The sequence below is a fragment of the Bacteroides xylanisolvens XB1A genome (assembly GCF_000210075.1).
In the GTDB taxonomy this organism is placed as follows: Bacteria; Bacteroidota; Bacteroidia; order Bacteroidales; family Bacteroidaceae; genus Bacteroides; species Bacteroides xylanisolvens.
The window spans coordinates 2,845,370-2,860,252 of sequence record NC_021017.1 but is presented as its reverse complement, the minus strand read 5'-3'; the positions used below and the strand labels follow the sequence as shown (position 1 = coordinate 2,860,252).

The window sequence follows — 14,883 nt, the reverse complement described above, 5'->3', positions numbered from 1 at the left end:
TGTATAAACTATGAGTAAGCATTTATTATTCATTCTTATTCTTGCTGTTTGCACAAATGTCTTTGCACAGCAAACCAAGAGTATTTCGGGTGTGGTATACGACAGTAATACCGGAGAGGCTTTAATTGGAGTTTCTGTTCTTGAAGTGGGAACGACCAATGGTACTATCACTGATTTTGACGGTAAATATACATTAAAAGTATCGTCAAATAAAGTTTCATTCTCGTATGTCGGTTTTAAAACTGAAATTGTAAACGTAACAAATAGCGGAACGTACAATGTAAATCTAGTGTCCGATAATGAATTGGATGAGGTTGTGGTTATTGGTTACGGTACTCAAAGAAAGAGTGACCTTACCGGTGCTTTGGCTTCTATAAGTAGTAAGGATATTAAGAACTATGCAGTATCTAATGCATCCGAACTACTAACAGGTAAGGCAGCCGGCGTATTTGTTGCCGCCAGTTCCGGCCAGCCGGGATCGGATGCAGTGATCCGCGTGAGAGGTTTAGGGACCGTCAATGACAACAATCCATTGTATGTAGTTGATGGACAGTTCATGGATAACATCAGCAGCCTGAATCCATCTGATATTGAACGTATGGAAGTATTAAAAGATGCTTCAGCCTGCGCTATCTATGGTTCGAGAGGTTCTAATGGAGTAATCCTCATTACTACCAAGGGAGGGGTGAAAGGTGAAACGACTGTAACATTAGATGCTTATGTAGGTGTAAAAAACAGTTATAAAGCATTGAACATGATGAACAGCGACCAATACTACAACTTCATCATGAAAGCGTATGAAAATGATGCAAGCTTTCAAAACTCAATGAAGGATAAGTTTACCAATCAGTATCAGAAAGGTTATAATACCAACTGGTGGAATGAAGTAACCCGTACAGCTTTCAACCAGAACTATAATCTAAGCATCCGTAAGGGGACAGATAATTCGAGATCTTCTTTAAGTTTAGGATATGTAGACGATCAGGGTGCAATCATCACTACTGAATTCAAGAGACTTTCACTTAAAGCGAATCTTGAATATGATATTAACAAATTTATCACTGTTGGCGCCAATGTCAATCTGGCAAAGATAAGAAAACGTGACGCAGGAGCAATTCCTTCATTCGATTTCATTCAAAAAGCTGATCCTTTTACCCCTGTTATCAGCCCGTTGGTAGATCCGTCTTCTGAAAATTACGAATATAACAAATATGCGCCTACCGAGTGGTCTTACGACCCTAATCCGGTAGCCATGCTCGAACTTCCTAATAGATACAATGACATATTCAATGTATTTGGTAATGTGTTTGCCCAAATCAAATTGTATAAAGGATTGAGCTATCGGGTACAGTATAGTTTCGAAAGATACCATGATACTTTCAAAGACTTCCGTCCTGTCTATTCGTCTACTTTTTCGGAAGATAACTTAGCGAATCAGGAAAGTAAATATAATAAAGAAACTCAATTGAATAATAATAGCGCTGTTACTTCTAATTATCAAGTGGAACAACGCCTTAATTACAACACGACAATAGGCAGGCATAAACTGGATGCAATGGTTGCCATGACTTATGAGAAGAACAGTAGCGAAGGCATTAATGCATTTAAGAGAAAGGCTTTAGGTAACGATGAAATCTATCAGATACTTGATGCACAAACAGCTGGAGATAACACCTCGGGAGGTAAAGAAACATCTTCTATGTTGTCGTACCTGGGACGTATCAACTATGTATATGATGACAGATACCTTGCTACAGTCAATTTCCGTGCCGACGGTTCTTCAAGATTTGCCAAACGTAACCGTTGGGGCTATTTCCCATCAGTTTCATTAGGTTGGAGAGTGAGCAATGAAGAATTCTTCAAGAACCTGAACATTGAAAATACAATTTCCAATTTAAAACTGCGTGTAGGCTGGGGACAGAATGGTAACCAACGAATTGATAGAGACGCGCCTCTTACGTTGATTGGCACCAATAATGAGAATCAGTGGTACTTTGGAAACGGGTACTCACAAGGTTACGTCCCGACTTATGTGGGAAATGCAGATATTAAATGGGAAACCAGCCAGCAAACCAATGTCGGTTTAGATATGTCTTTCTTTAAAAACAGCCTTGATGTAAGTATGGACTTTTATGTAAAGAAAACAAGTGACATGTTGCTCAATATGCCTATTCCTTCTTTTGGCGCCTTCCCTAACAGCCCCTTCTTTAATGCGGGAGACTTGAAGAATACCGGTTTCGAAATAGTAGTCAACTACCGTAACCAGATAGGAAAAGACTTTAATTACAATGTAGGGCTGAACATGTCTACTTATAAGACAGAGGTAACCAAACTTACATCGGAATATTTGAGTGGAAACACTAGCCGTACGTATGTAGGAGGTCCTATCGGACGTTTCTGGGGGTACAAACAAATAGGAATATTCCAGAATCAGGAAGAGATAGACAATTATGTGGATAAGAATGGTACCAAGATTCAACCTAATGCACAACCGGGTGATTTCAAGTTTGCCAAATTAGGAGAATCAGGCGAATTGAACGATGATGATGACCGTACTTTTATCGGTGATCCTAATCCGGACCTCATTTATGGTTTCAACTTAGGATTTAGTTATAAGAACTTTGATGTAAGCATGGCATTCCAAGGAACTATTGGAAATGACATCTGGAACGTTGCTAAAGGAAGCCTTGCTTCAGCAGGACGCCAGAATGCATTGGCGGATGCTTACACAAAAGCATGGACAAAAGACGGGGATTTGGATGCTGTATATCCACGCATAACCAACTCTGACTCTAACAACAATATGAGAGGTTCTTCTTTCTATGTGGAGAATGGTTCTTACCTGCGTTTACAGAATATGCAAATAGGTTATACATTGCCGAGTCACATTTGCCAGAAGAGCAAACTGTTTTCAAGTTGTAGATTCTATGTGAGCGGTCAGAATATATTTACTTTAACCGGTTATTCCGGACTTGATCCGGAACTGGGTATCAATAACCCATTGGATATGGGAGTGGATACTACACGTTATCCGTCTTCACGTACATTCACTTTTGGAGTTAATTTGCAATTTTAAATCTAGCTAAAAAGACATTACATTATGAGAAAAATATTATTTATAATATGCTGGGCTCTTGCCGGAGTGGGGTTGTATAGCTGCTCTCTCGACGAACCAAGTTATGGTAAAACCACAAGCGATAATTATTATCAGAAGGAAAGCGATATTGAACAAGCCTTGACTGGAGCTTATCTTCAATTACGTACAACTTGGAATGAATATGCATTAAATCATTATTTTGTAGGTGATTGCAGTACGGATGATGCTCTAAAAGGAGGAGGAAATGACGGTGACCGTGCCGAAGTACGCGACTTGTCCGACTTTACGATCTACACAACCAATGGTGAAGTAGGACGTCGTTGGGAGATTCTGTACAGATTAATCAATCGTTGTAACGATGTGATTTATTATGCTCCTGATGCAATAGGAAACGAAGAACTATTGAAACGTTATGCAAACGAGGCAAAAGCATTGAGAGCATTCGGGTATTATTGCCTGGTCACTACATTCGGAGAAGTGCCTTTAATCACTACGCCGATGCAACCCGCTGAAATACTGCAGATACCCCGCTCCCCATTGGAGAAGGTATATGAATGTATTGTGAATGATTTAACCGATGCCTCCGCACTTCCTGCAAAAGGAGATTACTCTGAAGATGATGCTTATCGTGCAACACGTGGCTTTGCTAAAACAATGCTTGCTAAAACGTACATGTTCAAAGGTGATTTTACCTCTGCCGAAACGGTACTTCATGATATTATTGAAGTAGACAAAGACTATACATTGTTGAGTGATTACGGCATGAACTGGCGCACTGAATATGAAAACAGTTCGGAATCAGTATTTGAGATTGCCAACAAAGTATATGACAAAAACATAGCCACAGGTACCAATGTCCCTCACTTCTTCACAAGCAGACGCATCTCCGGTTATCAGGGATATGGATTTCACGTACCAACCCAAGACCTCTATGATGCCTTTGATGCAGATGACCCGCGTATTACTTATGTATTCACACAGACTGGTGATAGATATAAAGGTGATACTGAAGCGCAGGACAATGCTGAATCTCCAAGCGGTTATCATGATTACAAGATGACTGTGCCAGCAGTAGAAAAAACTGGTTTCGACGTCTGGATGATTAGTTACAACATTCGCTTGATCCGTTATTCCGATGTTCTCTTGATGTATGCTGAAGTATTAAACGAAAATGGAAAACCAGGGCTTGCACTTCCTTACCTGAATGATGTAAGAGAAAGAGCCCGCAAAACTAATCCGATAGATCCGAGAAGAGATCAACAGGCGTATATTCCTGCTACAACAACTAATACACTGCCCGACATAACAGAAACCGATCAGAAGCGTCTGAAAGAAATCATCTGGAAGGAACGTCGTTGTGAATTGGCAATGGAAGGATGGAGACGGGATGACCTGATGAGACAAAAACGTTTCGGAACCGTTATGCGTGCTTATGCAACCAAATATAATACATCGAAAGGTGCCAATTTTAGGGACGACAGAGATTATCTGTTTCCGATACCGCAAGGTGAAAGGGATAAGAGCAACAATATTCTTTCCCAAAATCCGGGTTTTTAATATGAATAAAATGAGGGGGCGGATTATAAAATCCGCCCTTTTTTAACAACCAACTGACCATGAAAAAGACATTATTATTTCTCATGAATGAATACTGAATCTAGCAAACGCCTATTGATTATTGATTGGTTGTTGACGGTGAAATCATACACCCTTGTTACCGATGAAAATATGCGCGGAATAAAATAAATTCCTTATATTTGCTATTATCCTAACCGTATAAATAACATTCATTTACATGAGAAACATCTTATACGCACAATTATTTTTTATTCTGATTATTGCATTTGTCACTTCCACAAAGTCTTATGCTTTTAATGTGGCAAAACACATATCAAATGTTAACGGGCTGACGAATAATTCAGTAAACTGTATTTTGGAAGATGCAGAACATACGATCTGGATTGGGACATGGGATGGACTGAATGCATATAATGGAAGAGAAATTACGACATTCAGATATAGCAAAAACAATCCGAATTCTATAAGTAATAACGTTATCCGCCAGATTATCGAATGTAAGGGCAGTTTATGGATAGCAACAGATAATGGAATCAATCGGTTAGATAAACGAACCCGTCAGATAACAAGGTATTATTTAAGAACAGATAATAAAGTACCCAATCAGGAAAAGTCTTTTATTTTAGGAAAGAGTGCGGCAGGAGATATTATCTGCCTCATAAAGGGGCTGGGGTTCTTTGTCTACAATGATTCTGAAGATGAGTTTAATCCGATTAACACAGACTTTGCAAGTCATATAAAGGATTATTCCGTGAGTGATTCCGACCGTATGCTTTTCCTTTTAAATAATGGAAATACTGTGTATCTGACCTACAATCTACTCATTAACGGAGGAAAACAGAGTGATTTACGCACAGTCGACATACAGACTCCTGTAGATAAGATATTTCTGTCGAAAGGCAGATTTATCTTAAACAAAGACAACAAACTTTTCCTTTTAAATCCCGACTTTACAGTTTCCCAATGCATTGAGCTGGATAGTAGCAAACCTGTATCGCAGGTTATTTTAGCAGAGAACAAGATGTACGTCAGCTTTATAGAAGGGGGATGTATTCATTATGATTTAAAAAAGAATACTTTTACCTACCTGAACGAACTATCCAGTCAGTTATCAGTCTTCACTCTTTATTCCGGTAGTCAGAACATATTGTGGATAGGAACGGACGGACAAGGATTAATTCAACTTTATCATTACGACTCTTTATTTGAAACCGTTCACACCAGTCACCCTGTGAGATGTTTCTGTGAAGATGAAGATGGTAATATTCTGATAGGCACAAAAGGAAGCGGAATAAAACTGTTGAATCCTGCAACGAAAGAATTGACAGATTATCTGAATGAGAGTAAAGGATTGATTTCCAATTCTGTCTATGCCTTGAGAAGAAATAAAGCGAATGACATTTTTATCGGAACGGAAGGAAACGGAATCAATATATTGAATGTTGCTACAGGGCGACTGGAAAAGCTTGAGATACCTGATAAATATCCGCCTTTCAAGGCTGTGTATAACATTTATTTTACGAACAATGATTCTCTTTTATGGGTGGGGACATCAGGATATGGTTTGATCAAAATAAATATTTCCAGAGAGCAAGGTCGTTATCACGTTAAAGGATTCAGGCAATATAATTCGTCGGATAAGAATATCTCATTGAATAACGATGTTGTTTATGCCATTACATCCGATCCGGAAGACAATATGTTATGGTTTGGCACACGTGGCGGAGGCTTGAACTGTATCAATATGAAAGATAACAGCATAAAATCATTGGAGGATATGGATAGTCGGATTTTGCTGACTAATAATGATGTATTGTGTTTACTGCGTGATGATGCCAATATATGGATAGGAACAAGTTATGGACTGAACGAATTGAAAAAGGAGGAGAATGATTTTCGCCTGATACAATATGCCGACGAAAAATTGAATAATAAAACGATTCATGGAATATTAAAAGACCACGAAGGAAAGATATGGATCAGTACCAACCAGGGATTGTCTAGCCTGAATGTAAAAAACAATAAAATAGATAATTATACCTTGAATGACGGATTGCAGAATGATGAATTCTCTGATGGAGCTTTCTTCAAGGATCATCGTGACTTCTTGTACTTTGGAGGAGTAAGCGGGTTTAGTTATTTCAATCCTCGAAATATACATTTGCGCGAGTTTAATCCTCCACTTATATTAAGTAGTTTGAAGATATATAATACGGTACAGGACATTAATGAACGTATCAGAAAAGGAGTGTTGAAACTTAGCTATGAAGAAAGATTCATGACTTTCAATTTCATAGCCAAAGACTTTATTAACAATGAAAACTGTGAATATGCTTATCGCTTGAAGAACCATTCGGATGATTGGGTGGAGATAGGTAATAATCCGAATATTATCTTTACCCAACTTCCTCCGGGTGAGTACCAGCTTGAAGTGAAGAGCACGAATGGCGACAAAGTATGGGGAGACAACGTTTATCGCTTAACTATAAAGGTAGGTTATCCGTGGTGGCTTAGTGTTCCTGCATTGATTATCTATGCCATATTGTGCATTATTATCTTCTACATCACAAAGTCTGTTATCAAAAATCGCATACGGTTAAGCCGCCAAGTTCTTATAGCCCAGGTAGAGAAACGGCATGAACAGAAGATTTATGAATCCCGGCTCAATTTCTTCACCAATGTGGCACATGAATTCTTTACCCCCCTAACTTTGATTTATACACCTGCACAGCACTTGTTGGAACAGGACGGGTTAGATGGTAGTACAAAGAAATATCTCCAAATAATAAAGAATAATGCCGAAAGGATGCAGAAGCTGATTAGTGAGTTGATGGAGTTTCGTAAAACTAAATCGAGCAATATGGATTTGCATCCTGAAAATGTGGACGTAAAATCATTGATGGAATATGCTTCCAACAATTATGTGGATATCCTGAAAGAGAATAAAATAGACTTCAAGGTAGAGACCCATGATACGTCAGAGATCTATTCCGACCGCAATGCTTTGGAAAAAATTATATTCAATTTACTGTCGAATGCGTTCAAATATACTCCTCGTTATGGATATATTCATGTTGAGATATCACAAAATGAACCTGATAAAACCTTATACTTGCTCGTAAGAAATTCCGGCAAGGGGTTAACCGAGCAACAGATGGCAGAGATATTTGATAAGTATAAGATATTTGATACTCCGAAATTGGGTAACTCTGTAAGCAATGGCATAGGTTTAAATCTAACAAAGAGTCTGGTTGAATTATTAGGCGGGCAGATAAGTGTAAATAGTGAACTGGGAAAAAGTGTTGAATTTTCAGTCGTGATTCCTTCTCTGCCATCCGATCATTCACTTGTTGTAACGGATGAAAAAGATTCGTTGCAGAAAGAAAAGAACGGGCAGGATCACTTATCCCCTCGCAAAGATACTGTCATACTGATAGTGGAAGATGAAAAGAATATCAGAGACCTGCTGAAAGATGTCCTCTTTGATTATGTGATACACGAAGCAAAAGACGGCGTGGAGGCTTTGAAAGAGATAGAACATAATCATCCTGATATTATTATAAGTGATATTGTCATGCCCAATATGGACGGCTTGAGCTTGATTAATAAATTGAAATCCGATTTGAAAACAAGTTATATTCCGATCATAGGAATATCGGCAAAGGCTTCTGTAGAAGACCAGATCAATGCCTTTAACCATGGTGCGGATGCTTATATCGTCAAACCATTTCACCCGAGGCAGGTGATATCCACCATAGAGAATCTGCTGTCGAGACAAATGCTTTTAAAGGACTATTTCAATTCCAGCATGTCTTCTGTGAAAGTAAAAGACGGGATTGTTCTTCATCCGGAAGACGAAGAGTTAATACAGAATGTAACAGACTTCATAAAGAATAATATAGATGATGAGTTATTAAGCCCTTCTTCTATTGCCGAATTTGTAGGAGTGAGCAAAGCTACCTTGTATCGGAAGTTCAAAGAAATAATAGACAAGACTCCGAGTGAATTTGTACGAGGTATTAGACTGGAATATGCAGCCAAGTTGTTAAGGACAACCAAGTTGACCGTATCCGAGATTATGTTCAAATGTGGATTCTCTAATAAATCTTATTTCTATCGGGAATTTTTAAAGCAATACGGTGTATCTCCCAAAGATTACCGGAATCAATAGATAATACAAAAAAGGCTATCCGAAAAATAGGTAGGGATATTCCTAAAATAAGAAAATTTAAGGCAACTAACTCATTGCAAGTCAGTTGCCTTTTTTGTATCTTTAAGCAGGGATATTCAGTAAATGTACCTTTTCCATATAAGAACTATCCATCCTATTTATTTTTCTAATATTGTAAATTCAAGTATTTTACTTCAATTTTATTTATCTTCTAAAGAGATAGCATGAACATTAATGCTGTAAATCCTAGAAAGAAAATCTGCACGAACCTTAGGAAAATCCAAGTCTTTTCTCCGTAGAATACTAAGTTCAAGGTACTTTTGTTCAATATCAATACCAAGAAATCGACGTTTCAAAAGATTAGCCGTGACACCAGTAGTACTACTACCGGCAAAAGGATCTAATATCCATGCCCCAGGCCTAGTACTAGCTGCAATAACCCTAGCTAATAAATTTATCGGTTTTTGAGTAGGATGTTTACCGTGTATCTTTTCCCATCCCTCAATAGCAGACAAATTCCAAACATCTGTCATCTGATGATTAGCATTACTCATTTTCATAAAATCATAATTATAATAATGAGAAACATTATTATTTTTACGAGCCCAAATAATGTATTCTGCCGAGTATGTAAAATAACGACACGAAATATTAGGAGGAGGGTTAGTTTTCACCCACGTAATGCAGTTAAGAATTTTAAACCCAAGTTCAGTTAACTGATTAGCTACAGAAAAAATATTATGATAAGTCCCTGATATCCAAATTGTACCATTATCTTTAAGTTTGTCACGACAATCAGCAATCCATTTATAATTAAAATTATCAATGGATTCTTTGCCAAAACTACGATCCCAATCTCCTTTATCTACACAAACAATTTTACCAGATTGTACAGAAATCCCTCCATTCGAAAGAAAATAAGGAGGATCAGCAAAAATCATATCAAATTGAAAATCAAACTGTGACAAAAGTTGTCGACAATCGCCAAGTAAAAGAGTAAATGCTCCATCCGATGATTTATAATATGATTTTAAGGGCATTATACGAATTTATTCAGTACGTAAATTAAGTACCCAATTTATCCAACTAATCACTGTACTGGAACGGCGATAATATAAATTTTCAGACATGCGGTAAAGTTCGCAATGCCTCATGATATCTATTACCTCCTCTTTAGATGGGATATTAGCATTATCAATATAACTCTTCAATGTCTGTCTAAAAGGACTATGGCTAAGAATCAATTCTGCCACCCGAAGATGTCGGCTTCGCAATGGCAATTTAAAAATTTGTTTCCCTAAATTCGATAGTTTATAATTGTAGATACTCCCTTTTTTATACCGCTGAATTAAACCCAAATAAACACCTGCATTCGCATAATAATCTGACTGGCGCTCATCAAAACTATATATTTTTGCTATACCATATTTATTAAACGCTTTATTATCCGAATTCATAATTTCACAAAGGTTGATAATGCGTTCCAACGAATCTGCTTGTGGGAATTGAATTTGCGGTTCCTTGACAACTGGAATACGCTTTGGTATCTCAAGTATATCCTGTAAGGTTATCACATCGTTCTCAATACGATATTTTTTATATTGCACTCTCTTTAAGGAATTATAATTACCTATTTCTTCAAAAGCATATTCAAATAAATAATATGTACCATTACTATACAATAAAAATACAGGTCTGATAGGCTTAGTTATCTTATTAGTCCATAATCTAAAAGGATAGTAAAGTTGGCGTACCAAAAAATCTGTAGAAAGAGAACTTTTAGCTTCAATCAAACACAAAGAATTTGTTCCTTCATAACCTCCATCAATCTCTATCTGTGAGTTACTTACATCCACTAAAAGAGAAGTATCTTCACCTGACAAACAATTGACACTAAATGAGAAACTTCCAGCTCCCATTCGCCCATTTACCGTAGGCAACAAGGTCGGTTCATTCAAGAAATCCCTGAGAATATCCGAAACATATATGCTATTAATAGCCGTAGCCTCACTTGTGATATTATTAAAATCAATAGACTCAATAAATGCAGGTGAAGAAACAGGCATACTATCTGTACTATCAAAGACTTTCTCTCTATCAGATAATGCAAAATCATGATACAAGTCCATTGCACCAATAATATAGCTTCCTCGTGTAATTGGCAAAATAGACAAAGAATTATCTATAAATATCTGGGGTCTATTGACACTATGATCGTGTTTAGTCATCAAACGAGGCTCCCAAAATTCTTTAATTTGTTGTGCTGTTATAATATACTTTCCTTCATCTTTTATAGTTTGCAGAATAGGATATTTATTAAAAATTTTCGTCCAATTAGTGTCTATCTTACTTGCATTATTCATAATTTCTTATTAATACTTCAGAGACCTGTCCCCTCTTTTCAGCATCTGAATTGATGGATCGAATGGCCTTTATTTCAGTTATGTTATAGTTCTTATATAAATCAAGAATCAAATCAGTACATGAGTTTGATAAGAGAAACTTTGCCTTCTTTGCATGCAGCCAATCACAAACATTTCTCAACCGTTCTTGTTCTGTACGATCAAATCCTCCCTGAGTATATCCCGTAAATGAAGAACTGTTTGATAACGGATCATAAGGAGGATCGAGATAAACGAAATCACCTTTAGAAACGTTATGTAAAGCCTCCTCGAAATCACCATTCATTATTAAGACATTGGAATTATTCAAATATAAGGAGACAGCTTTTATAGTTATCTCATTGACTATATTAGGATTCTTATATCTACCAAAAGGAGTATTAAATTCCCCAGAGCTATTCACTCGAAATAAACCATTATAACAAGTTTTATTTAGAAATATAATTCGCGAAGCTCTTTCTATGTTTGTTAATGCCGAAAATTTCTCTCTATCTCTATCCAGACTCCGAATCTCATAAAAATAGTCTGCTTCATTTTTATGTTTTTTCAAATCCGCTATCAGTTCTAATGGATTTTCTTTTATTACAGTATAAAGGTTTATTAATTCAGCATTAAAATCATTGATAATGGCATTTTTTGGCTGTATATGAAAAAGTAACGCTCCTCCACCAATAAAAGGCTCGTAGTAAGTTGCAAATTTTGAAGGCAAATACTTTTCAATTTCTGAAAGTATCTGCCTCTTTCCTCCAACCCACTTTACAAAGGGAACTACAAGTTTATTAGTTCTTCTTGATGACATACAACTGCAATTTGTAGCAAAGATAGATAATCCATTTGAAACTTGGAGAGTTTTAATCTTTTTATTTCTGAATCGTATAATATGATTTCCATAGTAACATATAAAGAGGATATACCTAATGGATATATCCCCTCTATCTAATTCATCCGTAGATTAATAGTTTTCCTTCTTCACCTCGAAATAAGCCTGTGGATGCAGACATGCCGGGCAAACTTCAGGAGCTTCCTTACCGATTTCAATGTAACCGCAGTTACGGCATTGCCATACCACTTCGCCTTCTTTAGCGAATACAGTCATATTTTCGATGTTATTTACGAAGGCAAGATATCTTTCTTCGTGACCTTTTTCTGCGATGGAGATATTGCGGTACATAGCAGCAATCATCGGGAAACCTTCCTGTTCTGCCACGTCGGCAAAGTGAGGATAATCCAGTGACCATTCTTCATGTTCACCCGCTGCGGCAGCGCGAAGATTTTCAAGTGTATTACCAATTACACCGGCCGGATAGCTGGCAGTGATTTCTACCATACCGCCTTCGAGGAACTTAAACATACGTTTTGCATGTTCTTTTTCCTGATCGGCAGTTTCAGTGAAAATAGCCGCAATTTGTTCGTAGCCTTCTTTTTTAGCTGCACTTGCGAAATAAGTGTAACGCATTCTAGCCTGTGATTCTCCTGCGAATGAAGTCAACAGATTTTTCTCTGTTTGAGTTCCTTTAATACTCTTAGCCATAATTCTATATATATTTTAAATTGGTTGATTACCAAACGTAACTTGTCGTACTATTTATAACGCAAATATAAGCGATTTGTTCACAATAAACCACCTTTTCTTAATGAATAAAAACTATCACCTCATTGATGAAATCTATCAACAGACAAATAGTATGTTCAAAAACATACTTATTTCGATTATTTTATCTAATTTTGCAACCTCTACTTTGCAAAAAAGAACAGAGTACACGTATAACAACATCTAAAAATGAAGCTATTTGAATTTAAACCCAAACTGGTTTCTTGTCTAAAGAATTATTCGAAAGAAACGTTTATGGCGGACCTGATGGCCGGCATCATCGTAGGTATCGTGGCGCTTCCACTGGCTATCGCTTTCGGGATCGCTTCGGGAGTTTCGCCCGAAAAAGGTATTATCACTGCTATCATTGCGGGATTCATCATTTCCCTGTTGGGAGGCAGCAAAGTCCAGATCGGCGGTCCTACAGGAGCATTTATCGTCATTATCTATGGCATCATACAACAATACGGCGAGGCCGGACTGATTGTAGCCACGCTGATGGCGGGCGTACTCCTTGTATTATTAGGAGTGTTCAAGCTGGGAGCTGTCATCAAATTCATTCCTTATCCTATCATCGTCGGATTTACCAGCGGTATCGCCGTCACTATTTTCACAACCCAGATTGCCGATATTTTCGGTTTATCTTTCGGAGACGAGAAAGTGCCGGGAGACTTCGTCGGGAAGTGGCTGATTTATTTCCGACACTTCGACACGATCAACTGGTGGAATACCATCGTTAGCATTGTCAGCATTATTATTATCGCCATCACTCCGAAGTTCTCAAAGAAAATTCCCGGCTCGCTGATTGCCATCATCGTAGTCACGGTAGCCGTTTACCTGATGAAAACTTTCGGAGGGATCGACTGCATCCAGACAATCGGCGACCGCTTCACCATTAAATCGGAGTTGCCCGATGCCGTTGTGCCTGCGTTGGATTGGGAAGCTATCAGGGAACTGTTTCCGGTGGCTATCACCATTGCCGTATTGGGAGCTATCGAGTCGCTGCTGTCTGCCACGGTAGCCGACGGTGTGATAGGCGACCGCCACGATTCCAATACAGAACTGATTGCACAGGGAGCTGCCAATATCATAGCTCCTCTGTTCGGAGGTATTCCTGCCACCGGAGCCATCGCCCGTACCATGACGAATATCAACAACGGGGGTAAGACACCGATAGCCGGAATCATCCATGCAGTAGTATTGCTGTTGATTCTGCTCTTCCTGATGCCACTCGCACAATATATCCCGATGGCATGCCTTGCCGGAGTACTGGTCATCGTATCTTACAACATGAGCGGATGGCGTGTATTCAGAGCTTTACTGAAGAATCCGAAATCGGACGTTACCGTACTGCTTATCACGTTCTTCCTGACCGTTATCTTCGACCTGACTGTCGCTATCGAGGTAGGATTGGTGATTGCTTGCGTCCTCTTTATGAAACGTGTCATGGAGACTACCGAAATCTCGGTAATTACCGATGAGATTGACCCGAATAAAGAATCGGATATTACCGTACACGAAGAAAACCTGATGATTCCCAAAGGTATAGAGGTATACGAAATCAACGGCCCTTATTTCTTCGGCATCGCTACCAAGTTTGAAGAAACAATGACACAACTGGGAGACCGCCCGAAAGTACGTATCATCCGTATGCGCAAGGTTCCGTTTATCGACTCCACAGGTATTCATAACCTGACTGCTCTCTGCGAAATGTCACAGAAGGAAAAGACTACCATTATCCTTTCGGGAGTCAACAAGAACGTGCATGATGTACTGGAAAAAGCCGGATTCTACGAGTTGCTGGGAAAAGAGAATATCTGCCCGAATATCAATGTAGCATTGGAAAGAGCGAAAAGTCTGGTAGAATAACACTAATTATCAGTCACTTACAGGAGCTATATACCGTGCGTGTTGGACATATAGATCCAATGTGTACGGCATATATGACCTGCGTGTTGGATCTATATATCCAACACGCAAGCTATATATAGCCTATTTAATCAATCGTCACCTTACTAGACTTTAAAAAATAATCCGCGCTTAT

At 38.2% G+C, this 14,883-nt stretch carries 8 protein-coding genes; 4 read left to right on the top strand and 4 right to left on the bottom strand.

Annotated features, from left to right (window positions below; translation table 11 throughout):
• The first annotated feature begins 10 nt into the window (after positions 1–10).
• The 3 genes from BXY_RS11195 (at position 11) to BXY_RS11185 (ending at position 8,846) form a co-directional block, all read left to right on the top strand.
• Positions 11–3,076, top strand: a complete 3,066-nt coding sequence (locus BXY_RS11195; protein WP_004298825.1) for a SusC/RagA family TonB-linked outer membrane protein — start codon at positions 11–13, stop codon at positions 3,074–3,076.
• A gap of 24 nt (positions 3,077–3,100) precedes the next feature.
• Entirely contained in the window at positions 3,101–4,654 is a 1,554-nt protein-coding gene (locus BXY_RS11190) for a RagB/SusD family nutrient uptake outer membrane protein (RefSeq protein ID WP_008641513.1), read from the top strand.
• A 238-nt stretch (positions 4,655–4,892) separates the two neighbouring features.
• Positions 4,893–8,846, top strand: coding sequence for a hybrid sensor histidine kinase/response regulator transcription factor (locus tag BXY_RS11185; RefSeq protein WP_008641511.1), 3,954 nt, complete (start codon positions 4,893–4,895; stop codon positions 8,844–8,846).
• 200 nt (positions 8,847–9,046) lie between these two features.
• Here BXY_RS11185 and BXY_RS11180 read toward each other — a convergent pair whose 3' ends face one another.
• The 4 genes from BXY_RS11180 to rbr all read right to left on the bottom strand — a co-directional run bounded on the left by BXY_RS11180 (position 9,047) and on the right by rbr (position 12,779).
• Entirely contained in the window at positions 9,047–9,886 is an 840-nt protein-coding gene (locus tag BXY_RS11180) for a DNA-methyltransferase (protein ID WP_004298816.1), read from the bottom strand.
• 9 nt (positions 9,887–9,895) lie between these two features.
• A complete protein-coding gene (locus BXY_RS11175; protein ID WP_004298814.1) occupies positions 9,896–11,209 on the bottom strand; it encodes a type II restriction enzyme in 1,314 nt (437 codons plus the stop codon).
• Positions 11,202–12,047 (bottom strand): DNA adenine methylase, encoded by an 846-nt coding sequence (locus tag BXY_RS11170; protein ID WP_004298811.1) that lies wholly within the window; start codon positions 12,045–12,047, stop codon positions 11,202–11,204. Before BXY_RS11170 ends, BXY_RS11175 begins: the two co-directional genes overlap by 8 nt.
• Before the next feature lie 153 nt (positions 12,048–12,200).
• Positions 12,201–12,779: a rubrerythrin gene (gene rbr, locus BXY_RS11165; RefSeq protein ID WP_004298806.1), complete on the bottom strand. Its 579-nt coding sequence runs from the start codon at positions 12,777–12,779 to the stop codon at positions 12,201–12,203.
• Between the two features lie 249 nt (positions 12,780–13,028).
• Between rbr and BXY_RS11160 the strand changes: the two genes are divergently transcribed.
• Complete coding sequence (locus tag BXY_RS11160; RefSeq protein WP_009040690.1) at positions 13,029–14,708, top strand: SulP family inorganic anion transporter; 1,680 nt, start codon at positions 13,029–13,031, stop codon at positions 14,706–14,708.
• Positions 14,709–14,883: the final 175 nt, after the last annotated feature.